General features: G+C 73.1%; 21 protein-coding genes and 1 pseudogene. 18 read left to right on the top strand and 4 right to left on the bottom strand.

All coding sequences use genetic code 11. The features are described from left to right. The first annotated feature begins 29 nt into the window (after window positions 1–29). The 3 genes and pseudogenes from ACP7TJ_RS31715 to ACP7TJ_RS31705 all read left to right on the top strand — a co-directional run bounded on the left by ACP7TJ_RS31715 (window position 30) and on the right by ACP7TJ_RS31705 (window position 3,210). Window positions 30–899, top strand: coding sequence for an AraC family transcriptional regulator (locus ACP7TJ_RS31715; RefSeq protein ID WP_367474421.1), 870 nt, complete (start codon window positions 30–32; stop codon window positions 897–899). 103 nt (window positions 900–1,002) lie between these two features. Next, a pseudogene (locus ACP7TJ_RS31710) lies at window positions 1,003–1,611 on the top strand (dienelactone hydrolase family protein); the annotation flags it as partial. Between the two features lie 150 nt (window positions 1,612–1,761). After that, window positions 1,762–3,210 (top strand): Gfo/Idh/MocA family protein, encoded by a 1,449-nt coding sequence (locus tag ACP7TJ_RS31705; protein WP_367474423.1) that lies wholly within the window; start codon window positions 1,762–1,764, stop codon window positions 3,208–3,210. A 139-nt stretch (window positions 3,211–3,349) separates the two neighbouring features. Here ACP7TJ_RS31705 and ACP7TJ_RS31700 read toward each other — a convergent pair whose 3' ends face one another. Then, entirely contained in the window at window positions 3,350–4,159 is an 810-nt protein-coding gene (locus tag ACP7TJ_RS31700) for a DeoR/GlpR family DNA-binding transcription regulator (RefSeq protein ID WP_387582774.1), read from the bottom strand. Window positions 4,160–4,366: 207 nt separating this feature from the next. Between ACP7TJ_RS31700 and ACP7TJ_RS31695 the strand changes: the two genes are divergently transcribed. The 4 genes from ACP7TJ_RS31695 to ACP7TJ_RS31680 all read left to right on the top strand — a co-directional run bounded on the left by ACP7TJ_RS31695 (window position 4,367) and on the right by ACP7TJ_RS31680 (window position 7,790). Then, the gene (locus ACP7TJ_RS31695; protein ID WP_167741685.1) at window positions 4,367–5,317 is read left to right on the top strand and encodes an SIS domain-containing protein; all 951 of its coding nucleotides are present in this window, start codon (window positions 4,367–4,369) and stop codon (window positions 5,315–5,317) included. Continuing rightward, window positions 5,310–5,498 (top strand): hypothetical protein, encoded by a 189-nt coding sequence (locus ACP7TJ_RS31690; protein ID WP_189910792.1) that lies wholly within the window; start codon window positions 5,310–5,312, stop codon window positions 5,496–5,498. Before ACP7TJ_RS31695 ends, ACP7TJ_RS31690 begins: the two co-directional genes overlap by 8 nt. Then, window positions 5,479–6,324 carry a class II fructose-bisphosphate aldolase gene (locus ACP7TJ_RS31685; RefSeq protein ID WP_427767132.1) on the top strand — a complete coding sequence of 282 codons (846 nt, stop codon included), beginning with the start codon at window positions 5,479–5,481 and terminating at the stop codon, window positions 6,322–6,324. Before ACP7TJ_RS31690 ends, ACP7TJ_RS31685 begins: the two co-directional genes overlap by 20 nt. A gap of 224 nt (window positions 6,325–6,548) precedes the next feature. After that, window positions 6,549–7,790, top strand: coding sequence for an MFS transporter (locus ACP7TJ_RS31680; RefSeq protein WP_167741683.1), 1,242 nt, complete (start codon window positions 6,549–6,551; stop codon window positions 7,788–7,790). 164 nt (window positions 7,791–7,954) lie between these two features. Here ACP7TJ_RS31680 and ACP7TJ_RS31675 read toward each other — a convergent pair whose 3' ends face one another. Then, window positions 7,955–10,072: an MMPL family transporter gene (locus ACP7TJ_RS31675; RefSeq protein ID WP_427767128.1), complete on the bottom strand. Its 2,118-nt coding sequence runs from the start codon at window positions 10,070–10,072 to the stop codon at window positions 7,955–7,957. 75 nt (window positions 10,073–10,147) lie between these two features. Here ACP7TJ_RS31675 and ACP7TJ_RS31670 point away from each other — a divergent pair, with 75 nt between their 5' ends. The 11 genes from ACP7TJ_RS31670 to ACP7TJ_RS31620 all read left to right on the top strand — a co-directional run bounded on the left by ACP7TJ_RS31670 (window position 10,148) and on the right by ACP7TJ_RS31620 (window position 22,179). Then, window positions 10,148–10,645 carry a MarR family winged helix-turn-helix transcriptional regulator gene (locus tag ACP7TJ_RS31670; protein WP_167741681.1) on the top strand — a complete coding sequence of 166 codons (498 nt, stop codon included), beginning with the start codon at window positions 10,148–10,150 and terminating at the stop codon, window positions 10,643–10,645. Window positions 10,646–10,878: 233 nt separating this feature from the next. Continuing rightward, window positions 10,879–12,135 carry an ATP-grasp domain-containing protein gene (locus ACP7TJ_RS31665; RefSeq protein WP_427767126.1) on the top strand — a complete coding sequence of 419 codons (1,257 nt, stop codon included), beginning with the start codon at window positions 10,879–10,881 and terminating at the stop codon, window positions 12,133–12,135. Continuing rightward, window positions 12,132–12,968 (top strand): Rossmann-like domain-containing protein, encoded by an 837-nt coding sequence (locus ACP7TJ_RS31660; RefSeq protein WP_367460861.1) that lies wholly within the window; start codon window positions 12,132–12,134, stop codon window positions 12,966–12,968. Before ACP7TJ_RS31665 ends, ACP7TJ_RS31660 begins: the two co-directional genes overlap by 4 nt. Next, window positions 12,965–14,062, top strand: a complete 1,098-nt coding sequence (locus ACP7TJ_RS31655; RefSeq protein ID WP_427767124.1) for a PLP-dependent cysteine synthase family protein — start codon at window positions 12,965–12,967, stop codon at window positions 14,060–14,062. Before ACP7TJ_RS31660 ends, ACP7TJ_RS31655 begins: the two co-directional genes overlap by 4 nt. After that, window positions 14,059–15,135: a dipeptide epimerase gene (locus tag ACP7TJ_RS31650; RefSeq protein ID WP_427767120.1), complete on the top strand. Its 1,077-nt coding sequence runs from the start codon at window positions 14,059–14,061 to the stop codon at window positions 15,133–15,135. Before ACP7TJ_RS31655 ends, ACP7TJ_RS31650 begins: the two co-directional genes overlap by 4 nt. Further along, on the top strand, window positions 15,132–16,397 hold the full coding sequence (locus tag ACP7TJ_RS31645) for an MFS transporter (protein ID WP_367560084.1): 1,266 nt from the start codon (window positions 15,132–15,134) through the stop codon (window positions 16,395–16,397). Before ACP7TJ_RS31650 ends, ACP7TJ_RS31645 begins: the two co-directional genes overlap by 4 nt. A gap of 16 nt (window positions 16,398–16,413) precedes the next feature. Next, the gene (locus tag ACP7TJ_RS31640; RefSeq protein WP_266551241.1) at window positions 16,414–17,220 is read left to right on the top strand and encodes a class I SAM-dependent DNA methyltransferase; all 807 of its coding nucleotides are present in this window, start codon (window positions 16,414–16,416) and stop codon (window positions 17,218–17,220) included. A gap of 40 nt (window positions 17,221–17,260) precedes the next feature. Then, window positions 17,261–18,859: an ABC transporter substrate-binding protein gene (locus ACP7TJ_RS31635; protein ID WP_427767115.1), complete on the top strand. Its 1,599-nt coding sequence runs from the start codon at window positions 17,261–17,263 to the stop codon at window positions 18,857–18,859. Continuing rightward, complete coding sequence (locus ACP7TJ_RS31630) at window positions 18,856–19,809, top strand: ABC transporter permease (protein WP_367474277.1); 954 nt, start codon at window positions 18,856–18,858, stop codon at window positions 19,807–19,809. Before ACP7TJ_RS31635 ends, ACP7TJ_RS31630 begins: the two co-directional genes overlap by 4 nt. Beyond that, complete coding sequence (locus tag ACP7TJ_RS31625) at window positions 19,806–20,627, top strand: ABC transporter permease (protein ID WP_193457113.1); 822 nt, start codon at window positions 19,806–19,808, stop codon at window positions 20,625–20,627. Before ACP7TJ_RS31630 ends, ACP7TJ_RS31625 begins: the two co-directional genes overlap by 4 nt. Continuing rightward, complete coding sequence (locus tag ACP7TJ_RS31620; protein ID WP_427767110.1) at window positions 20,617–22,179, top strand: ABC transporter ATP-binding protein; 1,563 nt, start codon at window positions 20,617–20,619, stop codon at window positions 22,177–22,179. Before ACP7TJ_RS31625 ends, ACP7TJ_RS31620 begins: the two co-directional genes overlap by 11 nt. Before the next feature lie 18 nt (window positions 22,180–22,197). Here the strand turns inward: ACP7TJ_RS31620 and ACP7TJ_RS31615 are convergent, their stop codons facing one another. Beyond that, window positions 22,198–23,004 carry an SGNH/GDSL hydrolase family protein gene (locus tag ACP7TJ_RS31615; RefSeq protein ID WP_167741670.1) on the bottom strand — a complete coding sequence of 269 codons (807 nt, stop codon included), beginning with the start codon at window positions 23,002–23,004 and terminating at the stop codon, window positions 22,198–22,200. After that, the gene (locus tag ACP7TJ_RS31610; RefSeq protein ID WP_189910803.1) at window positions 22,991–23,560 is read right to left on the bottom strand and encodes a PadR family transcriptional regulator; all 570 of its coding nucleotides are present in this window, start codon (window positions 23,558–23,560) and stop codon (window positions 22,991–22,993) included. The genes ACP7TJ_RS31615 and ACP7TJ_RS31610 overlap by 14 nt, the downstream gene beginning before the upstream one ends. Window positions 23,561–23,630 lie beyond the last annotated feature (70 nt).

The raw sequence follows: 23,630 nt of genomic DNA, 5'->3' as shown, positions 1-23,630 counted from the left end.
TGCCAGGGTTGAAGGCGAAAGGAGGCCTCATGATCTCGGCACTCAACCAGCTCGTCGATCTCGTCGAGGAACACCTCACCGAGGAGCTCGACATCGAAGGGCTGGCCACGGGGCTCGGGACCACCGAGTACCACCTGCGCCGGATGTTCTCGTCGCTGGCAGGCATGCCGCTGTCGGAGTACGTGCGGAGGCGGCGGATGACCGTCGCCGCCGGTGACGTCGTCCGGGGCGAGGAGGACCTGCTGGAGATCGCCGTCCGGCACGGGTACGGCTCCCGGGAGGCGTTCGGACGTGCGTTCCGGGCGGTTCACGGCGCCGGTCCCGCGGAGGTGCGCCGCGACGGAGGCCCTCTGCGTACACAACCGCAGCTCAGGTTCCGCCTGACCGTCGAAGGGAGTACTCCCATGGACACCCGCCTCGTCGACCGCCCCGCGTTCCGCCTGGTCGGACACTCCACCCGGGTCCCGCTCATCCACCACGGAGTCAACCCGCACATCCAGCAGCACGTCGCCGCCATCCCTCCGGAGGAGCACCAGCGTCTGAAGGCTCTCAGCGACGCCGAGCCGGCCGGCCTGCTCCAGGTCACCGACGGCGCCGACCCGGACGGGCGGGAGGGCACCGAGCTGACCTACCTCCACGGGGTCGCCGTCGGCGGTGGCACGCCGGTGCCGGACGGGCTCGACGCCATCGAGGCGCCGGCGGGCATGTGGGCGGTGTTCCGTACCAGCGGGCCGCACCCGCAGGCCCTGCAGACCGCCTGGGCGGCGACCGCGACCGAGTGGTTCCCGTCCAACCCGTGGCGGCTGCGTCCGGGCCCTTCGATCGTCGCGATCCTCGAGCGGGCCGACGACTTCAGCACCGCCACCTGCGAGCTGTGGCTGCCCGTCGAGGCCGCGTGACGCGACGAGCCGTCGTCCCGTGTGCGGCGGGTCGGCGCGGGTTTCCGGAAACCGGATAATGTTCGACTGTTTTCGATTACTCTGAGCGCTCGCAGCTTCCGCGGCCACGAGCAAGGAGTCCGGCATGGCAGAGGTCGTACTGTTCCATCACGTACAAGGGCTGACCCCTGGGGTGGTCGCCTTCGCCGACGAACTCCGGGCCGCGGGACACACCGTTCACACACCCGACCTGTTCGACGGGCGCACCTTCGACTCCCTGGACGAGGGCGCGCAGTTCGCCGGACAGGTCGGGTTCGGCGAGATCGCCGCGCGCGGCGTGCGCGCGGCCGGTCCGCTTCCGCGGGACGTCGTCTACGCCGGTTTCTCACTCGGGGCGGTGCCCGCGCAGAAACTGGCGCAGACACGGGACGGGGCGCGGGGCGCCCTGCTGATGCACGCCTGCATCCCGGTGTCCGAGTTCGGTGCGGCCTGGCCCGGACAGGTCCCGGTGCAGGTGCACGCGATGGAGGACGATCCCTTCTTCGCCGAGGACGCCGAGGCCGCCCGCGCGCTGGTCGCGGAGGCCGCCGACGCCGAGTTGTTCCTGTATCCCGGGGACCGGCACCTGTTCGCGGATCCCTCGCTGCCGTCCCACGACCCCGACGCCACCGCGCTCCTGACGCGGCGGGCGGTCGAGTTCCTCGGCTCGGTCGACGGCAGGAGCCCGCGCTGAACAGGTGACGGACCGGTCCGCGGCGGGCTGCTTGCGTGTTCCTGCTCGAAGTGGCGACTCTTCGAGCATCTATTAACATGTCTCTGTCGCTCCCGCGAAAGTCGATGCCGCCAGTGATGCCCGGTCGTCGGATCGAAGGAGCGTTCACTCATGCCCGGACTTCCCGCTGTTTCCCGCCGATTGCTCCTGGGAGGTGCGCTGGCCACCGGTGCCGCGGTCACCGGTGTCGGCGCGGCGTACGCCGCTCCGGCTGCCGGAGCCGCCGGCGCCGAGGCGCCGCTGCCGGTGCACACTCCCCCGCGACGGCGCGGTCAGCGCTCGATGACCGACGTGCCGTTCGACGTCCATCGGACCGTCCGCGTGGGCATGATCGGTCTCGGCAACCGCGGGTCCGGGATGGCCGAGGGCTGGGCCGCCGTCCCCGGATGCCGGGTGACCGCCGTCTGCGACATCCGCGCCGGCCGCGCCACCTCCGTGGCGAACCGGCTGGTCGCCCTGGGCAAGCCGCGTCCCGCCGAGTACGGCGGCTCCGCGGACGCCTACGCGCAGATGGTGAAGCGGGACGACATCGACCTCGTGTACATCGCCACGCCCTGGGAGTTCCACCACCGGCAGGGCAAGGCCGCCCTGGAGGCGGGCAAGCACGCGATCGTCGAACTGCCCGTCGCCACCGAGCTGGACGAACTGTGGGACCTCGTCGACACCTCCGAGCGCACCCGCCGGCACCTGATGCTGTCGGAGAACTGCTCCTACGGCCGCAACGAGCTCGCCATGCTGAAGATGGCGCACGACGGACTGTTCGGCGACGTCACCAACGGCCACGGCGGCTATCTGCACGACCTGCGGGAGCTGCTCTTCTCCGACACGTACTACACCGACTCCTGGCGGCGGCTGTGGCACACGCGCAGCACCGCGTCGTTCTACCCGATGCACGGGCTGGCGCCGGTCGCCGCCGCGATGGACATCAACCGCGGCGACCGGATGACCGTGCTGCGGGCGACCTCCACCGAGCCGAAGGGGCTCGCCGACTACCGGGAGCGTTTCGTCGACCGGTCCCATCCCTCGTGGAAGGAGACCTACATCAACGGCGACCTCGTCACCTGTCTGATCGACACCGCCATGGGGCGGGTCATCCGGGCGGAGCACGACGTGAGTTCGCCCCGGCCGTACAGCAGGATCAACAGTCTGGCGGGCAGCCGCGGGATCTTCGAGGACTACGCGGGGACGTCGGCGACCGGGGGCCGGATCTACGTCGAGCCGGACCACAGCGGGCACTCCTGGCGCGACTTCGACTCCTACCGCAAGGAGTTCGACCACTGGCTGTGGAAGAAGATCGGCGACGACGCGGCGAACAACGGCGGCCACGGTGGCATGGACTACGTGCTCCAGTGGCGCACGGTGCAGCTGATGCGGGCCGGTCTGGTGCCCGACATCGACGTCTACGACTCCGCCGCCTGGTGCGCGCCGGTGCCGCTGAGCGTCAAGTCCCTTGCCGCCGGCGGCCGTCCGGTGGCGTACCCGGACTTCACGCGCGGCTCCTGGGTCAACCTCCGCGTGGGTCTGGACTCCCGTGAGTCGGCCATGCCTCCCGTCGCGTGAGCGGCGTTCCGGACCACCGGCCGAAGGGGTCCCGTCCGCCGGTCAGGCGATCACGCTGGGCGGTCGTTTCGTGGTGCTGCCGTCCAACGGGAACGTCCACGTCTTCGCGACGGCCGTCGCTCCGTAGGGCGCGGGACCGTCAGACGGCGTGGACCTTGATGCCCGCGTCGGTGAGGCGGGCGGCCGTCTCGGCGGGCAGGCCGGAGTCGGTCACCAGCACGTCGACGCGGTCCAGGCCGCAGATCCGGGCGAAGGCGCGCCGGCCCATCTTGGAGGAGTCGGTGACCACGATGACGCGGCGCGCCCGTTCGGCGAAGAGGCGGCTGACGGCGGCCTCGTCCTCCTGGTGGGTCATCAGCCCCAGCTCCGGGTCCACGCCGTCGACTCCGAGGACCGCGACGTCGAGGACGACCTCGTTGAGGACGCCCACGGTGAGCGGTCCGACGAGTTCGTACGTCTGGGGGCGGGCGACGCCGCCGGTGACCACGATCTTCACCTGGGGGCGCACCGCGAGCTCGCCGGCGATGTTCAGGGCGTTGGTGACGACCGTGAAGGCGGGCGCCGACACCTCGGCCGGGTCGCGGCGCCCCCGCCCCTCGCGGCTGCCCGCCCTGAGGGCCAGGGCGCGGGCCACCTCGGTGGTGGTGGTGCCGCCGTTGAGGCCCACCACGTCACCGTCGGCGATCATCCCGGCGACGGCGGTGGCGATGCGCTGTTTCTCGGAGGCGTGCCGGGAGGACTTGTAGCGCAGGGGCAGTTCGTAGGAGACGCCGTGCGCGATGGCGCCGCCGCGGGTGCGGACGAGCATCTGCTGCTCGGCGAGCTCGTCGAGGTCGCGGCGGATGGTGGCCGGGGAGACGTCGAGTGCGGCGGCCGCGTCGTCGACCTCGATCCTGCCCTCGCCGGCCAGCAGTTCCAGCAGCTTGCTCCAGCGATCGTGCTTGGACATGTGTCGGACTCCCTCGGGCCTCGGTACTGCGCTCCGGACACGGTAAGGGACGCGCGGCATTGTCACTCCGCGCGCATCTACGCCGTCTGAGCACACGTCTTCGGCAACAGATGCTCGTTCCTGCTCATAGATCTCATAGACTGAGCATATTCACGCACCGCCTCCGCGTCGTATCCCCCTCCCTCGTTCCCGAAGGAGCACATCGCCTTGTCCGCCATCGGTTCGTCCCGCACCTCCGCCGAGATCGCGTCCCAGCCCGCCGTGTGGCGTCAGGCCGCCGCGTCCCTGCCGCGCCAGGCGTCGGCGCTGCCGAGGCGGGGCGAGCGCGTCGCCGTCGTCGGCTGCGGCACCTCCTGGTTCATGGCCCAGTCCTACGCCGTGCTGCGCGAGACCGGCGGCCACGGGGAGACCGACGCCTTCGCCGCCTCGGAGTTCCCCGTCGGCCGGCGCTACGACCGGGTGCTCGCCATCACCCGCTCGGGCACCACCACCGAGGTGCTCGACCTGCTGCACCGGCTCAAGGGCACCGTGGCGACGGGCGCCGTCACCGCCGACCCGGACACCCCGGTCATGCGGGCGGCCGACGCCGTGGCCGTCCTGGACTTCGCGGACGAGGAGTCGGTCGTCCAGACCCGCTTCGCCACCGCCAACCTGGCCCTTCTGCGCGCCCACCTGGAGTCGGAGAACGCCCTGCCCGCCGGTGTCCTGCCGCTGGACGACGCGGTCCGGGACGCCGAACGGGCGGTGAGCGAGCCGCTCGACGCGGCCGTGCCGGGCGCGGAGCAGTTCACGTTCCTCGGCACGGGATGGACGTGCGGGCTGGCGCTGGAGGCCGCGCTGAAGATGCGGGAGGCGGCGGGCGCCTGGACGGAGGCGTACCCGGCGATGGAGTACCGCCACGGCCCGATCAGCATCACCGGTCCCGGGCGCGTGACGTGGGCGTTCGGGCGGCTTCCGGAAGGGCTGGCCGGCGACGTCGACCGGGTCGGCGGCACCCTGGTCGCGGACTCCACCGGCGTGGCCGGCGGCCTGGATCCGCTCGCCGACCTGATCCGCGCCCAGCGGCTCGCCGTGGTCTGCGCGGAGGCGCGCGGCCACGACCCGGACCGGCCCCGGAACCTCACGCGGTCCGTCGTCCTCGAGGACGGTCGTGCCTGAGCCGGCGGGCTCCGGCCCCGGCGGACTCCTGGCCGTCGCGCCTGACGCGCGCCTGTGGGCCGTACCGCCCGAGCGGCCGGCCGGCGATCCCACCGGGGCGGGCGCCGCCGACACCGCCGCCTGCGAACGCTTCCGGACCACCGTGACCGTGGAGGACGTCCATGCCCCTCAGCCCCACTGACGAGATCGTCGGCCCCGCCGCCCGCGCCGGCGTCGGTGTCGGGGCGTTCAACGTGGTGCAGCTCGAGCACGCCGAGGCGATCGTCGCCGGCGCGGAGGCCGCGGGCCGTCCGGTGATCCTGCAGATCAGCGAGAACACCGCCCGCTACCACGGCGGCCTCGAGCCGATCGGGCTGGCGACGCTCGCCGTCGCGCGTGCCGCGCTCGTCCCCGTCGCCGTGCACCTCGACCACGCGGAGTCCGTGAACCTCGTGCACGAGGCCGTACGGCTCGGCTTCTCGTCCGTGATGTTCGACGCCTCCACGCTGCCCTACAAGGAGAATCTCCGGGCGACCCGCGAGGTCGCCGAGTACTGCCACGCCCGGGACGTGTGGGTGGAGGCGGAGCTGGGTGAGGTCGGCGGGAAGGACGGGGCGCACGCGCCCGGGGTGCGGACCGATCCGGCTCAGGCGCGGGACTTCGTCGCCGCCACCGGGGTCGACGCGCTGGCCGTGGCGGTGGGCAGCTCGCACGCCATGACCACGCGGGACGCCGTGCTGGACTTCGCGCTCATCGCGGCGCTCCGCGACGCGGTGGGCGTGCCTCTGGTGCTGCACGGCTCGTCGGGGGTGGCGGACGCGGAGCTGGCCCGGGCGGTGGCGACCGGGATGACGAAGGTCAATGTGTCGACCCACCTGAACAAGCAGTTCACCGCGGCTGCGCGGACGTACTTGGAGTCCCATCCGTCGGCCGTGGATCCGCGCAAGTACCTCGGTCCGGCCCGCGATGCCGTCGCGGAGGCGGTGACGCGTCTGCTGGGGGTGCTGCACGGCGTCCACGCGCTGTAGAGGTGGGACAGGCGCCGGGGGCCGGGATTGCGGCCGCCCGGTTTCACCACCCGTAGGCGGGTCTGGCAGGCTGGTGCACGCGGCAACCACGCCCGGACGACGAGGACCGGCGCCGGACCGCCCATACCGACGACGCACCGTTGCCACCGGACGAGAACCGGTGACCGCGGTGCCCAGCGGTGTGCGCCCTCACCCGGCTCCCACTCGGAAGGTTTCCCTCTGCCATGCCCTTGGCTTTGTTCGCCCTGGCCGTCGTCGCGTTCGGCATCGGTACGACCGAGTTCGTCTCCATGGGGCTGCTCCCCCAGATCGCCGACGGTCTGGCGGTGTCCGTGCCGGCCGCGGGCAACGTTGTCTCCGCCTACGCGCTGGGCGTGGTGATCGGTGCGCCGCTGCTGACGGCGATCGGCGCGCGGGTGCCGCACAAGCGGCTGCTGCTGATGCTCACGGGCCTGTTCGTCGTCGGGAACGTGGCCTCGGCGCTCGCGCCGAACTTCGAGCTGCTGTTCGCGGCGCGGGTTCTGGCGGGGCTGCCGCACGGGGCGCTGTTCGGGGTCGGCGCGGTGGTCGCCTCCAAGCTGGTCGCGCCGGACCGGGCGGCCCGTGCGGTGTCGATGATGTTCCTCGGTCTCACGGTCGCCAACATCGTCGGTGTCCCGGCCGGGACCGCGCTCGGGCAGCAGCTGGGCTGGCGGTTCGCGTACGCGGCGGTGGCCGTCATCGGCGTGCTCGCCCTGGCGGCGCTGGTGCGGCTCGTTCCGCATCAGCCGCGGGGTGAGCAGGCGGGTGTGTTGCACGAGCTGCGTGCGATGAAGAACAAGCAGGTGCTGCTGGGTCTGGTCACGGCGGTCGTCGGGTTCGGCGGCTTCTTCGCGATGTACAGCTATCTCGTGCCGATGCTGACCCACCTGACGGGGATCTCGGACTCGTCCACGACCCTGGTCCTCGCGCTGTTCGGCGTCGGCATGACGCTGGGCACGCTCGTCGCCGGCCCACTGACCGACCGGGCGCTGCGCCCGACCCTGTACGGCGGTTTCGCGCTGCTCGCCGCGGCGCTGGTGACGTTGCACTTCGTCATCGGTCACCTGGTGCCCGCGCTGATCGTCATCACGATCACGGGCGGTCTGAGCTCGCTGATCACCACGCCGGTGCAGATGCTGCTGATGGCCAAGGCTCACGAGGCTCCGACCATGGCCGCCGCGTCCAACCACTCCGCCTTCAACCTGGCGAACGCGGGGGGCGCGTGGCTGGGCGGCCTGGTCATCGCGGCCGGCTGGGGCTGGTCCTCCCCCACGCTGGTCGGCGCCGCCCTGGCGGTCGTCGGCCTCGCCCTCGCGGCGACGGGCGGCTACCTGGACCGGGACAGGCGGGCGTCAAAGGTGGTGCTGTCGTCGGCGGGCGGTGGCGACCGGTCGCCGGGGCAGGAGACGCCTGCCGCCGCCTGCGCGAAGGATCAGTCGATGTGACGGAGCAGGGCCGGACGCGTCGGGCCGTCGACCGCTGAGTCAGCGGTCGACGGCCCGTGGTGCGCCCAGCGGCCAGTCGCCCGCAGGACGTGCTTCACGCTGGCGAGGCGGGTCGTCGTCCTCGGCGGGCAGCCAGGTGGCTGCCCGCCCGGTTCGGCGTCGCCTCACGCGCGTTCCGGTGCCGACGCGTCCTTTCCTTCCCCGGACGTCGGGCGGGACAGCGCTCCCGGCCACCAGGCCTTGGGGCCGATGTCGATCACCAGGGCCGGGACCAGCAGGGACCGCACGACCAGGGTGTCGAGGAGGACGCCGAAGGCGACGATGAAGGCGATCTGGACCAGGAAGGCCAGGGGGATCACCATCAGCGCGGCGAAGGTCGCGGCGAGGACCACGCCGGCCGAGGTGATGACGCCGCCGGTGGTGGTGAGGCCGCGCAGGACGCCCTGGCGGGTGCCGTGGGTCAGCGCCTCCTCGCGGACGCGGGACATCAGGAAGATGTTGTAGTCGACGCCCAGGGCGACCAGGAACACGAAGCCGTACAGCGGGACCGACGCGTCCGTGCCGCTGAAGCCGAAGAGGTGCTCGAAGAACAGTGCGGACACGCCGAGCGTGGCGAGGAAGTTGAGCGCCACGGTCGCGACCAGCAGCACGGGCACGAGCACGGACCGCAACAGCAGGACGAGGATCAGCAGGATGACGACGAGGACGATCGGCACGATCAGCGTGCGGTCGTCGGAGGCGGTCTGCTGGGTGTCGACCTGCTGGGCGGTGTAGCCGCCGACGAGCGCGTCGGCGCCGGAAACGCCGTGCACGTTGTCGCGGAGCCGCTCGACGGCCTGCTTCGCGGCGTCGCTGTCGGCCGCGGCCTCCAGCGTGGCGTCGATGCGTACCCGCCCGTCGACGACCAGCGGCTCACCGGCACCGGGCCGCCCGGAGGCGGAGACGGGCGCGGCGGCGGCCACTCCCTCGGTCCTGTTCGCGGCCGCCGTGACCTCGTCGAGCCGGTCGGCGTTCGCGAGGATGACGGCCGGGTTGCCGGCCCCGCCGGGGAAGTGCTCGCCGAGCGTCTCCTGCGCGGCGACCGACGGCGCGTCGTTGACGAAGATCTCGTCGAGCGGGGTGCCCTTGGCGGACAGGGACGGGGCGAAGGCCGCGAAGACGGCCAGGACCAGCGCGGTCACCGCCCACACGCGGCGCGGCTTACGGTCGACGGTCGCGGCGACACGGCGCCACACGCTGTGCCCCTCGACGGTCGCGTCCGACGCCTTGGGCTTGGCGGGCCAGTACGCGCTGCGGCCCAGCAGGGCGAGGGCGGCCGGCAGGAAGGTGAGCGCGGAGAGCACCGAGCACACGATGCCGATGGCGCCGACCGGCCCGAGGGCGCGGTTGTTGGTGAGGTCGCTGACGAGCAGGGTCAGCAGGCCGAGGGCGACGGTGGCGGCGCTTGCGGTGATGGCGCCGAAGGACCGGCGTACGGCGGCGAGCGCGGCGGCGAACCGGTCGCCGCGCACGGCGAGTTCCTCGCGGAAGCGGGCGGCGAGGAGCAGGGCGTAGTCGGTGGCCGCGCCGATCACGAGGATGGACAGGATGCCCTGGACCTGGCCGTCGACGCGCACCACGTCGTGGTCGGCGAGGACGTAGACGACCGCGCAGGCCAGACCGAGCGCGAAGACGGAGCCGAGGATGATGACGAAGGGCAGCAGGACACTGCGGTAGACCAGCAGCAGGATCAGCAGCACGGCGGCGAGGGCCACGCCGAGCAGCAGTCCGTCGATGCCGGCGAACGCGTCCGACAGATCGACCTGGCTGGCCGCGGGGCCCGCCACCTCGGCGGTGGTGCCCTCGACGCCGCCCGCGGTCTCGCGCACCTCGTCGATGACGTCGGCCAGCCCGTCACCGAGGTCGGGCTCCACCTGCACCACCGACTGCAGGGCCTTGCCGTCCTCGGAGGGGAACGCCGGCGAGGGCTTGCCGACGACGCCGGGTTCGCCGGCGAGCCCGGCGACCGCGCGGGTGGCCGCCGCGGTCTGGGCGTCGGTGATCCGCTCGCCGTCCGCGGTCCACACGACGATCGCGGGCAGCGTCTCCTGCTGGTCGAACTTCTTCCGCTCGTCGAGCACCTGTGTGGACTCGGCGCTCTGGGGCAGGAAGGAGGCCTGGTCGTTGGTGGCCACCTCGCCCAGTTTCCCCGCGTACGGGCCGAGCATCCCTCCCACGCCGAGCCAGACGATCAACAGAGCGAGCGGGACGAGCCACCGGGCCCGGCGTGGTGCGGTTGTCATGTGGGTTCCTAGGGCGCGAAGCGAGTGTGTCAACGATCGATTATGTCAATCATCGAGTGATCTTATACTGGCCGCATGAGCGGCTCACAAACCCCCGCACCTCCTCCGCCGGAGGAGTGCCCGACAGGGCTGCAGTCATTTGCGGTGCAACTCCGCCGGATGACCGGCGAGTTCAACCGCATCGTCCAGGAGTTCGCTCAGGCGCACGGTCTGCACCACACCGACATGCTCGCCCTGATCGCGATCCTCGACGGCGGCGGACCTGACACACCCATGACACCCGGCCGTCTGCGCAAGCAGCTCAACCTCACCTCCGGCGCGATGACAGCATGCCTGGACAGGCTGGAGCGGGCGGGTCACATCCGGCGTGTCCGGGCGGCCGACGACCGCCGTGTGGTGCATCTGGAGTACGAGGACCGGGCCAAGGGCCTGGCGCGCGAGTACTTCCAGCCGCTCGCCCGCAGCACCGACGCGGCCCGCGAGCACTTCACGGTCGAGGAGCTGCGCGTGGTCATCCGCTTCCTCACCGAGCTGAACCACGAGCTCGCGCTGCTGCGCGGGCGCACCGACTGATCCACCCGGCGACGCACGGCCGGGTCAGGGCCCCCACCTGACCCGGCCGTCTCTCTTTTCCCGGTCTCGACGGCGACCGGTTCTACGGCTGACATTGAAAATGATTACCGTTATCGTGTCTTCGGCGCAGCCCGGCCCCTCACCCTGAGGGGTCCTCCCGGGCTGCCCCGCCATCGCAACGCGCCCCGGGGCAGGGCACGAAAGCCTCAGGGCAGGGCACGAAAAGGGGAGTTGTGGCTCATCTGCTGGTGGTCGAGAGCTGGGTCGGATCGATGAGCAGGCTGCTGCCACGGGCGATACAGGAGGGCGGCCACACATTCACCTTTCTCACCCGCGACCTGCACCACTACCTGCGCACGGCGCCCGAGGGCGCGGCGCACCCGCTGCTCGGGGCGCGCAACGTGGTCACGGCGGACACCAACGACCCGGCGTCCCTGCTGCCGTACGTGGAACGGCTGCACGAGGTCCTCGGATTCGACGGCGTCCTGACCTCCTGCGACTACTACCTGCCGACGGCCGCGCTGGCCGCCGAGCGCCTGGGTCTGCCCGCGCCGGACGCCGAAGCCGTACGGAACGCCTGCCGCAAGGACGCCACCCGCCGCGTGCTGGACGAGGCGGGCGTGCCGGGCCCCCGGTTCGCCGTCCACGAGGAGTGGGCCGAACTGGCGGCGGCCGCGCGGGACATCGGCTACCCGCTGGTCGTCAAGCCCGTCGACCTGTGCGCGGGCATGTTGGTGCGGCGGGTCGACGACGAAGCTCAACTCGCCGCCGCCGTACGGGCGATGGCCGACTTCCCGGTCAACGCACGGGGTCAGCGGCGCGCACCGGCGGTGCTGCTGGAGGAGCTCCTGGACGGGCCGGAGGTGAGTGTCGAGACCGTGTCCCACGCGGGCGCGGTGCAGGTGGTCGGGGTGACCGACAAGAGCATCGGCGGCGCACCCGCGTTCATCGAGACCGGTCACATGTTCCCCGCCGCGCTGCCGGCCGCCGAGGCGGAGGACGTCGTACGGACCGCGCTGGACGCGCTCAAGGCGCTGGGGCTCACCGAGGGGGTCGTGGCGCACACGGAGATCAAGCTGACGTCGGCCGGTCCGCGCGTGGTCGAGGTCAATCCGCGGCCGGCCGGCAACCGCATCACCGAACTCGTCCGCCACGTCACCGGTACCGACCTGGTCGCGGCGTTCGTCGACGTGTCGCTGGGCCGGGCGCCCGACCTGCGGCGCGCGGACACCGGACTGCGGTCCGCCGCGATCGGTTTCCTCGTCCCGGAGACCACGGGCACGCTCGAGCGCCTGGACGACACCGGGCTGTGGAACGAGCCGGACGTGCTGGAGGCGGAGCTCACCGAGCCCGGCAGGCAGGTGCGGGCGGCGGGCAGCAACAACGACTACCTCGGGCACGTCATGGCGGGCGACACCGAGGGGGCGGGGGCCCGTGACCGGGTCGAGGGTCTGCTCGCGGCGCTGCGGTCGGGGCTGGTGATCCGATGACCGCCGTCCGCTCGACGTCCGCGGGCACGATGACGTACGAGACTCTGTCGGCGCGCGCCCGGGACGGGGAGTCCGGCCCGGATCCGGCGGGGCTGCGGGTGGCCGTGGCCTTCACGACCCGGCAGGCCGTACGGCACGACGGGCGGGGCACCGGTTACCGGAACGAGGTGCTGGGGCTGCGCGTCGGTGCGGCCGTCGGCAGCTGCGCGGTGGAGCCCGGTGCGCTGGACGACGACGTGGTCGAGGAGTGCGCCGGGGCGAGCGTGGACCGGCTTCTGCGCCATCCGCTGACGCCGGTGCGGGTGGCCGCGCTGGACGCCTACCTGATGCACGTCGCTCCGCACACCCCGGCACACGGCGCCCGGCCCGTGACCGTGCCCGCCGGGACCTCGCTGGAGAAGTCCCGCGCGCGGGCGCGGGCGGTCGTCGGGCTGCTGGACCTGCCGGCAGGGGCCACCGTCTTGGTGGTCGGGGTGGTCAACTCGCTGCTGGAGGCCCTGCGCGCCCGCTCACTGGCCTACGTCCCGTGCGACTTCAAGGGCGGAGTCACCGAGTGGGGCGAGACCGTCGTCACCGACGCGCTCGCCGAGGCGCACCGGTGCGACGCTCTGCTGGTGTCCGGGATGACGCTGGGCAACGGCACGTTCGAGCCGTTGCGGCGGCACGCGCTGGAGCACGGCAAGCAGCTGGTGATGTTCGCGCAGACGGGCAGCGCCGTGCTGCCCCGCTTCCTGGGGCACGGGGTGAGCGCGGTGTGCGCGGAGCCGTATCCCTTCTTCTGGCTGGACGGCGGTCCGAGCACGCTGCACCTGTACCGAGGGGGTGTGCGGTGACCGCCGCCGTCGCTCCCCCCGCCCGGCCCGTCGCGCGGCCGGAACTGCTGTCCCTGCTGGGACGCACTCCCGTCGTGCGGGTCACGGCGGGCCTGCCGGATCCGCACCCCGGGTTCTGGGCCAAGCTCGAAGGGCTCGCGGCCGGCGGTATGAAGGCGCGGCCCGCCGTGTCGATGCTGCTGGACGCCCGTGAACGGGGCGTGCTGCGGCCGGGCGCCCCGGTGGTGGAGTCCACGTCCGGCACGCTCGGCCTCGGACTCGCCTTCGCCGGGCAGGCCCTCGGCCATCCCGTCGTCCTGGTCGGCGACGGCGAACTCGAGCCGTCCATGCGGCGGTTGCTGCGGGCGCACGGGGTGCGGCTGGAGATCGTGGACCGTCCCGCGGTCCGGGGCGGTTGGCAGGCCGCGCGACTGGCCCGGCTGAGGGAGCTGCTGGCCGAGCTGCCTGGCGCCTACTGGCCCGACCAGTACAACAACCCGGGCAACAGCGCCGGTTACGCCTCCCTCGCCGCCGAACTCGCCGTGCAGCTCGACCATCTGGACGTCCTGGTGTGCAGCGTCGGCACCGGCGGACACAGCGCGGGCATCATCGGTCCGCTGCGCCGGCACTGGCCCCGGCTGCGGCTGATCGGCGTGGACGCCACCGGCTCCACGATCTTCGGACAGCCCGCCCGGCCCCGGCTGATGCGTGGGCTGGGCAGCAGCATCCACCCGCGCAACGTCCACTACGACGCGTTCGACGAGGTGCACTGGGTCGGCCCGGCGGAGGCGGTGGACAGCTGCCGGCGGCTCGCCTCGGAGAGCTTCGTGAGCGGCGGCTGGAGCACCGGCGCCGCGGCCCGTGTCGCCGCCTGGGCGGCCCGCGTCCATCCGGGTGCGGTCGTCGCGACGGTCTTCCCCGACGGTCCGCACCGCTACCTCGGCACGGTCTACGACGACGACTTCGCCGCCGCGCACGGCCTCGACCTCGCCGCCGCAGCCACCCGGCCCATGGAGATCCCGCACCCGCGTGCGACCGAGGCCACCGGCTGGGTGCGCTGCACCCGCGTCACCGATCCGCTGAAGACCGCACCGCCCGCAGGGAGGACCCCGTGAAGGCCGCCACCCGCACCGTGCGGCTCGAACTCACCGAGCCGCTGCGCATATCCCGTTCCACGACGGCCGCCCGTGACGCCGTGTGGCTGAGCGTCGAGCACGGCGGTGTCACCGGTCACGGCGAGGCCGTCACCAGCGTCTACTACGGCCTCGACACGGCGACTCTGCGCCGCAGCCTCACCGACGTCTCCCGGGAGCTGTGCCGTTGCCCGGACCCCGCCGCCGCCCTGGAGTCGCTGCGTGCGGGCGAGTTGGCGGGGGGCGCCACGCCCCCCGCCGTGCGGGCCGCCGTGGAGGCGGCGCTGCTCGACCTCGCCGGCATCCGCGCGGGCCGCCCCGTGCACCGGCTGCTCGGTCTCCCGCAGGCGCCGGTGGCCGCGACCGCCCGCACGATCGGCATCACCTCGTCCCTCGACGCGGCGGCCCAGGCACGCGCGCTCACCGCGAGCGGCTTCGAGGTTCTCAAGCTGAAGGCGGGGCTGCCCGACCCGGAGGAGGACGTCGAGCGGCTGCGTCTCGTCCGGGACGCCGTGCCCCGCGCCCGCCTGCTGCTCGACCCGAACGGCGCGTGGACGCCCCGCCAGGCCGAGGCGCTGCTCCCCCGATTCGCCGACCTCGGCGTCGAGGCCGTCGAGCAGCCTGTCACCCCCGGCGACCCCGAGGGGCTGGCCGCGCTGGCCGCGCGCTCACCGCTGCCCGTGATCGCCGACGAGGACGCCGTCGGCCTGGAGGACGTCCGCCGGCTCGCCGGGCGCGTCCACGGCGTCAACGTGAAGCTCGCCAAGTGCGGCGGTGTGCACGCCGCCCTGCGCATCGCGGAGACGATCGCGGGCAGCGGCACCGAGCTGATGCTGGGCTGCCTCACCGCCAGCAGTCTCGGACTGGCGCCGGCGGTGCATCTCGCGGGACTGGCCCGCTGGACCGACCTCGACGGCCATCTGCTGCTCGCCCACGACCCGTGGACCGGCATCGGCGGCGAGGACGGGTACGTACGGACGAGTGGCCTGCCCGGGCTGGGCGTCGCGCCGCGAACCGTGCGTCCGGAGCGTCGGGCGGCGGTGGGCGCGCCGTGAGGACCTGGCACGAGATACGCCGCTTCCCGCTCGCCGTCCAGTTGCTGCTGGTCAACCAGTTCGGTGTGAACACCGGCTTCTACCTGCTCATCCCCTACCTCGCCACCCACCTCACCGAGAACCTCGGCATGTCGGCCGCCGTCGTCGGTGTCGTCCTCGGTGTGCGCACCCTGAGCCAGCAGGGGTTGTTCGTGGTCGGGGGTTCGGCCGCCGACCGGCTGGGTGCGCGGGGCGTCATCATCGCGGGGTGTGCGCTGCGCACCCTGGGGTTCGGCCTGTTCGCGTGGGGGGACGGCCTGGTGGTGCTGCTGGCCGCCTCCGTGCTCAGCGGCTTCGCGGGGGCGCTGTTCAACCCCGCCGTCCGCGCCTACATCGCGCAGGAGGCGGACGGGCGCAAGGCGGAGGCGTTCGCCCTGTTCACCATGTTCGCGGCGGCCGGTGCGCTGGTCGGGCCGCTGCTGGGCAGCGCGCTGCTGCTGGTGGACTTCCGCACCTCGGCGCTGACGGCCGCCGGGATCTTCGCCGTTCTCACCGTCGCCCAGGTGCTGGTGCTGCCCGCCCGTGGGACGGAGCCGCGCGGCGGCGGTTCGGTGCCGGCGGACTGGCGGGAGGTGCTCGGGAACCGGCCGTTCCTCGCGTTCGCGCTCGCCATGGTCGGCATGTTCACCCTGGAGAGCCAGCTGTATCTGCTGCTGCCCGACGGCGCGCGGCAGGCCACCGGCTGGGACGGCGCCGCCGGACTCGTCCTGCTCGTCGGCACCCTCGCGCATCTCACCCTGCAACTGCGGGTCACCCGCGCCCTGAAGGAGCGCGGGCGGCGGGGGCGCTGGATCGTCACCGGGCTCGGTCTGATGGCGGTGGCGTTCGTGCCGCCGGCGCTGACGGCGAGCGGCTCCGGCCAACCGGACGGCGTGGTGGACGGGGTGCTGCGTGTGCTGCCCGTGCTGGCCGGCGCGCTGCTGCTGAGCCTGGGGGTGATGGTGGCGCAGCCGTTCGTGATGGAGCTGATCCCCGCCTACGGCCGCCCCGGGCTCACCGGCACCTACTTCGGGGTGTTCTACGTCGTCTCGGGCGTGGCCGCGGCGGTGGGCAACACCGTCGTCGGATGGGCCATGGACACCGGTGGACGGGCCGGGACGGACTGGCTGCCGTGGGTGTGCTGTGCCCTGTTCGGGCTGGTGTCGGCGCTCGGGGTGGCGTGGCTGCGACGGCTGGGATCGCTGCCGGCGCCGTCGGAACCCGCCGTGCCGGCGACGGTCTGAGGGAGGGGACATCCGCATGGCTCTTGAAGCGAACGGACGTGCCCGCACGCTCCTCACGGACCGGCCCGAGCTGTACGAGGCCCGCTTCCCCGATCCCGAGCGCCTCGCCGGGCGATGGGCGGAGGACTGTCTGCGGCGGCACGGCGCGGGACCGCGTGTGCTGGACATGGGCTGCGGCACCGGCCGCGACGCCGGCTGTCTGCACGCGGCGGGGCGCCGGGTGACCGGGGCCGACCTGTCCGAGCCGATGCTCGCGTACGCCCGCACGCACCATCCGGGGCCCGAGTACGTACGGGCCGACCTGCACGGATTCGACTTCGGAGCGGAGGCGTTCGACGCCGTCGTGTGCCTGGACAGCGCGCTGCTGTACTGCCACACCAACGAGCAGCTGGACCGCTTCCTCTCCTCCTGCCGGCGCGCGCTGAGCCCCGGCGGCCTGCTGGTGGCGGAGATGCGCAACGGCGCGTACTTCCTGGGCCGCACGGACCTTCTCGACTCCCCCGCCGATGCCGAGTTCGCCTGGCGGGGCGTCGTGCACCGGTCCGTCACCACGCTCACCGTGGACCGTACGGCGCAGCTTCTGCGCCGGGTGCGGGTGTGGAGCGCGGGCGACGGTGGAGAACCGGTCGAGGAGCGTTCCGCCTGGCGGCTGCTGTTCCCGCAGGAGCTGCGCCACGTCCTGACCGCCCACGGCTTCGAGGTGCTGGAGCTGCACGACGGGCCCGGCCCGCGCACCGAACCGCCTTGGCGCGAGGGTCTTCCGCCCGGCCGCGCCGCCGACGCCGACCGACTGCACGTCGTGGCCCGTCGCTCCCGGCCCTGACGTCCGCTCCTCGCTCCCACACAGACAGAAGGACTTGACCATGCACGACGACTCTGTTCCTCCCCTGCCCGCCGACACCCGCTTCGCGGGACTGCGCCGTCGCGGCTTCCTCGCCGCCACGGGCGCCGCCTCGCTCGGCGCGCTCTCGCTCGCCGGCTGCGGCGGCTCCGGTGACGGCGGTGATCCCAAGGGGGGCGGCACGCCGCAGCGGGGCGGGCGGCTGCGCGCCGCGTTCGCGGGCGGCGGTGCGGGCGAGACGCTCGACCCGCACCGGGCCAACCTGTTCGCCGACGCCGCCCGCGCCAAGGCGCTCTTCGACAAGCTCGCCGACTACGGCCCCGACCTGGCCGCCCGGCCGCGCCTCGCGGAACGCTGGGAGCCGAACAGGACGCTGGACCGCTGGCGGGTGACGCTGCGGGAGGCGGCCTTCCACGACGGCCGTCCGGTCACCGCCGAGAACGTGCTGCACAGTTACCGCCGGATCGCCGATCCGAGGCAGGCGTTCCGCGCGAAGGCGTCGTTGGAGCCCATCGACCTGGAGGCGAGCCGGGCCACGGGCCGGCGGTCGGTCGAGTTCGTGCTCAAGCGGCCCACCGCCGAATTCCCCAACGTACTGGCCGCGTTCGGCGCGTACATCGTGCCCGCGCACGCGGACGACTTCGACCGGGACCCCGTGGGCTCCGGTCCCTTCCGGTTCGTGTCGTTCGCGCCGGGCCGTTCGGCGGTCTTCCGCCGCTACGACGGCCACTGGGACGGCGCGCCGTACCTGGACGAGATCGAGTTCGTCGTCGCCAACGAGGAGTCGGCGCGGGTCAACGCGCTCCTCGGCGGGCAGGTCGAGTACGCGCACGAGCTGAACCCGACGACGGCACGCGCCCACGAGGGCAGAGGGCAGATCGACATCGTGCGGCTGCGGAACAGCGCCATGCAGGCGTTCTGCATGAAGACCGACCGGCCGCCCTTCGACGATGTGCGGGTGCGGCGGGCGTTCTTCCTGATCGCCGACCGGAAGGAACTGGTCGACGCCGCGCTGGCCGGCGCCGGCGAGACGGGCAACGACCTGTTCGGCAAGGGGTACGAGTACTACGCGGACGGTCTGCCGCAGCGTGAACAGGACCTGGAGCAGGCGCGGTTCCTGCTCCGGCAGGCCGGCGCCGAGGACCTGCGCGTCACGTTGGACACCTCGGCCGTCGCCGCCGGGTTCACCGAGGCCGCGAGCGTCTTCCGCGACCAGGCGAAGCAAGCGGGCGTCACGGTCGACGTGCGGATGGGCAGCAAGGACTCGTACTGGAGCGACATCCTCGACGGCGGCACCCTGTGCTGCTACCGCTCCGGCGCCATGCCGATCGAGGCGCACATCTCGCAGCGCCTGCTCACCGATTCCACGACCAACGCCACCCACTGGCGGCACCGGGACTTCGACGCGCTGTACCGGCAGGCGCAGTCCACCCGCGACACGAAGGAGCGCGCCGCCGTGTACGAGCGCATGCAGCGCCGGCTGTACGCCGAGGGCGGGTTCCTGGTGTGGGGGTTCGCCGACTGGATCATCGGAACCGCCCGCACGGTGTGGGGCGTCGAGGCGAACGCGCCCGCCAACACGTTGGACTGGGCGCGGTTCGACAAGGTGTGGCTGGCGTGAGCGGACTGCGCTCGTTCGTCGCCCGGCGGCTGCTGCTCGGGGTGGCGCAGACCGTGGCCGTGGTGCTGCTGGTCTTCGCGCTCACCGAGGCGCTGCCGGGCGACGCGGCCGTCGCCCTCGCCGGTGACCAGCCGGACCCGGCCCGGATCGAGGCGATCCGTACGGCGATGGAGCTGGACCGGCCCGCGTGGGAGCGGCTGGTGGACTGGGCCGCGGGCCTGCTCCACGGGGACCTCGGGACCTCGCTGACGTCCGGGCGCCCGGTGACGTGGTACCTCGCCGACGGCTTCGGCCCCACCCTGCTGCTGGCCGCGCTCACCGTGGTGCTGCTGGTGCCGGCCGGCCTGGGGCTGGGCGTGCTGGCCGCACGGTACGAAGGACGGCTCGCGGACCGGCTGATCAGCTCGGTGACGCTCGCGGTGTACGCGGTGCCCGAGTTCGCCCTGGGGGTGCTGCTGGTCACGGTGTTCGCGCTGCGGCTGGGCTGGCTGCCGCCGACGGCGGTTGGTCACGGCGCCGACCTTCTCGCGCATCCGGGAGTGCTCGTCCTGCCCGTCCTCGTCCTGTTGGCCCGGCCCGTGTGCTCCCTGGTCCGGCTGGTGCGCGCGGGCATGATCGACGCGCTGGCGTCCCCGTACGTGGCGCACGCCCTGCGGTACGGGGTGTCCGGCGCGCGTGTGCGGTACCTGCACGCGCTGCCGCATGCTCTGGCGCCCGCCGTGCAGCAGCTGGCGCGGACGATCGACTGGCTGCTGTGCGGGGTCGTGGTCGTGGAGACGCTGTTCGTGATCCCGGGTCTTGGCACCGTCCTGCTCGGGGCCGTGGGCGAACGTGACGTGCCGGTGGTGCAGGGGCTGGCGGTGGTGTTCGGCGTGGTGACCGTCGTGCTGAACCTGGGTGCGGACGTGTTGGCCCACCGGCTCGCCCCGCGGGCGGGGGTGGCGGCGTGAGGGTACGCACGGGCCGGTTCGCCCTGGGGGTCGCGGTGGTGACCGTGCCGGTGGTGATCGCGCTGCTGGGGCCCGTTCTCGTGGGTGGACCTCCGGCGCGGGAGGCGTCGTTCGCCGGCGGTGAGGGGCATTGGTTCGGCACGGACTTCGTGGGGCGTGACGTCTGGTACCAGGTGCTGCACGGTGGCCGGCCGGTCGTCCTGACGGCGCTCGCTGCCACCGCCCTGGCGTATCTCGTGGCGCTGCCGCTGGGGCTGGCCGGTGCGCTCACCCACCGGCGGCTGGTGGAGGAGCTGCTGATGCGGCCGCTCGATGTGCTGCTCGCCGTGCCGTCACTGCTGATGATCCTGCTGGTGGCCACCGTCTTCTCACCCGGGGCCGTCGGGCTGGCGCTGTTGGTCGCGGTGGTCAACGTGCCCGACGCGGCCCGGCTGGTACGCGCCACGGCCACGGAGATCGCGGCACGGCCGGCGGTCGAGGCTCTGCGGATGCAGGGTGAGACGTGGTGGCGCATCGCCGTCGGACATGTAGGGCGCTCGATGCTGCGCACCCTGGCCGCCGACGCCGGCACCCGGCTGACCGGGGTGCTGTATCTCGTCGCCACGGCGGCGTTCCTCGGTGTGGGCGCGGCGCCCGACGCGGCCGACTGGGCGGTGATGGTCGACCGGAACCGCACCGGTCTGTTCGTACAGCCGTGGGCCGTGGTCGTGCCCGCCCTGCTGATCGTCGCCCTCACCACGGGCACCAACCTGCTGTTCGACGCGGCGCTGGACAGGCGGGGCCGCAACCCGGGAGGGACATGTGTCCGTGAACCGTGAGAGCGCCACGGGAGTCGGTCCCGTGGCCGAGGTGCGCGATCTGCGGGTGGAGATCGACGGGCGGGCGGTCGTGGACGGGGTCTCCTTCCGGGTGCTGCCGGGTCGGGTCACGGCGCTGGTGGGTGGGTCCGGGAGCGGCAAGACCACGACGGGGCTCGCGCTGCTCGGGGAGTATCCGCGCGGCGCCCGGGTGGGCGGGGAGGTGCGGGTCGACACCGGAGGGCCGGTGGGGTACGTCCCTCAGCATCCGGCGAGCGTCCTGGCCCCTGCCCGTCGTGTCGACGCCCTGCTGACGGACATCGCCTGGATGCAGGTACGGCATCTCCCGCGTGGGAAGCGGCGGGCGGCGGCGCGTGCGCTCGTGGTGCGGGCGCTCGAGGACGCGCAACTGGCGGACGCGGAGAGCATGGTGCGGCGGTATCCGCACCAGTTGTCGGGGGGCCAGCAGCAACGCGTGGTGCTGGCCCAGGCGTTGCTGCTCCGCTCGCGGGTCGTGGTGGCCGACGAGCCGACGACCGGGCAGGACGGTCTGACCAAGCGCCGGGTCGTCGGGCAGCTCGCGGCCCTCACGGCGCGTGGGATCGCCGTGGTGCTGCTCAGCCATGACCTGGACGTCGTGCGGGCGCTCGCCGACGAGGTGGTGGTGATGCGGGAGGGCCGGGTGGTCGAGTCGGGACCTGCCGAGCGGCTGTGGGAGGCGCCGCGCCATCCGTGGACACGGGAGCTGCTGGCCTCGAAGGGTGGGCCGACCTCGTTCGACGTCGGAGTCACGCGGTCCCGGCGTCCTGTGGTGCGGGTGCGCGGGCTGGTGGCACGGCACCGGGCCGGCTCCCGGTCCGGCCCGGTCGTGCTGCGCGTCCCCGCGCTCGATCTGCACGCCGGGGAGTGTCTGGCCGTGGTCGGCCGTTCCGGCAGCGGCAAGACGACCCTCGCGCGGTGTCTCGCCGGGCTGCACCGGGATCACGACGGCGACGTCCAGCTCGACGACACGGGGTTGCCCCGGAGTCTGCGTCAGCGCACCCGTGCCCAACTGGCGTCCGTGCAGTACGTGTTCCAGGACGCGCACGCCGCGTTCGACGAGCATCGGCCGGTCGTGCGGCAGGTGGCCCGCACCGCCGTACGTCTGCGGGGAGCCGACGCGGAGGCCCGGCGGGAGGCTCTGAGCGTTCTGGCCCGTCTGGGTCTGCCGGAGGATCTGGTCCGGCGCCGGCCCGGCGGGCTCTCCGGGGGCGAGCTCCAGCGGGCCGCCCTCGCCCGTGCCCTGCTGGCCCGTCCCCGTGTGCTTCTGTGCGACGAGATCACCTCGGGCCTCGACACGGTCACACGCCGGGACATCCTGGGGACCCTGACAGAACTGGTGGCCGAACGGGGCGACTTGGCCCTGGTCCTGATCACCCACGACCTCGCCACCGCCGCCCTCGCCCACCGTGTCGCCGTCCTGGACGCGGGTGAGATCGTGGAGCAGGGGCCGGCGCGGAAGGTGCTGGCCGATCCCCGGCATCCGTTCACCAGGTCGCTGGTCGGCACGGCGGAACCCGCCGCGAGCACGTGAGGGCGGGTGTGCCGCCGGTCAGCCGTCCGTCACGGGGCGGCGGTCGTCCAGGACCGGGTGGAGCAGCGGGCGTTTGGCCGAGCGGCCGTCCCCGGACGAGCGGCCCCTGAGGCGGCGGAGCAGCCAGGGTCCAAGGAAGCCCGCCAGCCAGCGGATTTCGGTGCCGACGGCGCGCAGACCGGTGGGCAGGGCCTGGGGAGGGAGGGGGTGGGTCCAGGTGTCGTCGCTGCCGGGCAGCCGCAGGGCGTGGGCGAGGGCGGCGGCGATGCGTTCGTGACCCAGGGGGCCGGCGTGGAGGCGGTCGGGGCTCCACAGGCGGGGGTCGCCCGCGACCGGGTGGAGGGCCGTCTCCGCGACGACGACTCCGTGGCGGCGCGCGGTGCGGCGTATGCCCTCGTTGAGGGCGGTGACGCGCGGGACCAGGGGGCGTGCGACGGGGCAGACGCGGGAGAGGTCGGGGACGGTGATCGTGGCGACCAGGGCGCCCTGGCCGGTCAGCGCCCCGAACATGGCGTCCAGGTGGGTGCAGACCTCGTCGGCGTCGAAGCCGGGTCTCAGCAGGTCGTTGACGCCGGCGACGACGGTGGCGAGGTCGGGCCGCAGCGCGAGGGCGGGGGCGAGCTGTTCGGTGTGGATCTGGCCGGCGAGGCGGCCGCGTACGGCCAGGTTGGCGTACTGGAGGGCGGGCTCGTGCCGGGCCAGGTGCTCGGCGAGCCGGTCGGCGAAGCCGCGCAGGCCGGTGACGTCGTCGCCGTCGCCGACGCCCTCGGTCTGGCTGTCGCCGAGGGCGACGTAGCGGAGGTAAGCGATCTCAGTTCCGGGCACGGGTGTGCCGCCTCTCTTCCAGTACGGCGACGGTCCGCAGGCACCAGTCGCGGTTCTCCTGCTCGAAGGCGACGCCGCGCAGGCAGGTCAGGTAGGGGCCAATGCGGTGGCCGTGGCGGAGGAAGTCCTCCTCGCCGCGGCCGCCGCGCAGGCGCCGGAGCAGCGCCTCGAACAGCTCGATGCGGGCGCGGGCGATCTCGGCGCGTTCGGTGAGCTGGTCGATCAGGGTGGCGGTGTCGACGCTGTCGGCCGCCTGGACCTTGACCATGAGGTCGTCGCGGACGAAGGCGGGCTTGGCGGAGGCGGCGGTGAATGCCTCCAGCTCGGCCAGGCCGGCGTCGGTGACGTGGAACAGCCGCTTGGTGGGGCGGCTCTCCTGCACCACCTCGCGGCCCGCGACGAGGCCCTGCTGCTCCAGCCGGGTCAGCTCGGCGTACAGCTGCTGCGGCTGGGCGTACCAGAAGTTGGCCACGCCGACGTCGAACGCCTTGGCCAGTTGGTAGCCGCTGAGCTCGCCGTCGAGCAGCGCGGCCAGTACGGCGTGCCGGAGTGCCATGCGATCCCTTTCCGCCTGCCGGTGTCCTGCCTCTGTCGCCCTGGGGGCACCCCATGATAGTCATCTTTCT

This window comes from Streptomyces sp. DSM 41931 (assembly GCF_050271085.1).
Lineage (GTDB): Bacteria > Actinomycetota > Actinomycetes > Streptomycetales > Streptomycetaceae > Streptomyces > Streptomyces albogriseolus.
This window is presented reverse-complemented; position numbering and strand designations above follow the sequence as displayed.

Excerpts from the sequence above, each read along its gene's own strand:
- ACP7TJ_RS31640 (WP_266551241.1), top strand. The coding sequence starts at position 16,414 with ATGGCTCTTGAAGCGAACGGACGTGCCCGCACGCTCCTCACGGACCGG.
- ACP7TJ_RS31675 (WP_427767128.1), bottom strand. The coding sequence starts at position 10,072 with ATGACAACCGCACCACGCCGGGCCCGGTGGCTCGTCCCGCTCGCTCTG.
- ACP7TJ_RS31610 (WP_189910803.1), bottom strand. The coding sequence starts at position 23,560 with ATGGCACTCCGGCACGCCGTACTGGCCGCGCTGCTCGACGGCGAGCTC.
- ACP7TJ_RS31700 (WP_387582774.1), bottom strand. The coding sequence starts at position 4,159 with ATGTCCAAGCACGATCGCTGGAGCAAGCTGCTGGAACTGCTGGCCGGC.
- ACP7TJ_RS31670 (WP_167741681.1), top strand. The coding sequence starts at position 10,148 with ATGAGCGGCTCACAAACCCCCGCACCTCCTCCGCCGGAGGAGTGCCCG.
- ACP7TJ_RS31705 (WP_367474423.1), top strand. The coding sequence starts at position 1,762 with ATGCCCGGACTTCCCGCTGTTTCCCGCCGATTGCTCCTGGGAGGTGCG.
- ACP7TJ_RS31635 (WP_427767115.1), top strand. The coding sequence starts at position 17,261 with ATGCACGACGACTCTGTTCCTCCCCTGCCCGCCGACACCCGCTTCGCG.
- ACP7TJ_RS31680 (WP_167741683.1), top strand. The coding sequence starts at position 6,549 with ATGCCCTTGGCTTTGTTCGCCCTGGCCGTCGTCGCGTTCGGCATCGGT.
- ACP7TJ_RS31660 (WP_367460861.1), top strand. The coding sequence starts at position 12,132 with ATGACCGCCGTCCGCTCGACGTCCGCGGGCACGATGACGTACGAGACT.
- ACP7TJ_RS31715 (WP_367474421.1), top strand. The coding sequence starts at position 30 with ATGATCTCGGCACTCAACCAGCTCGTCGATCTCGTCGAGGAACACCTC.
- ACP7TJ_RS31685 (WP_427767132.1), top strand. The coding sequence starts at position 5,479 with ATGCCCCTCAGCCCCACTGACGAGATCGTCGGCCCCGCCGCCCGCGCC.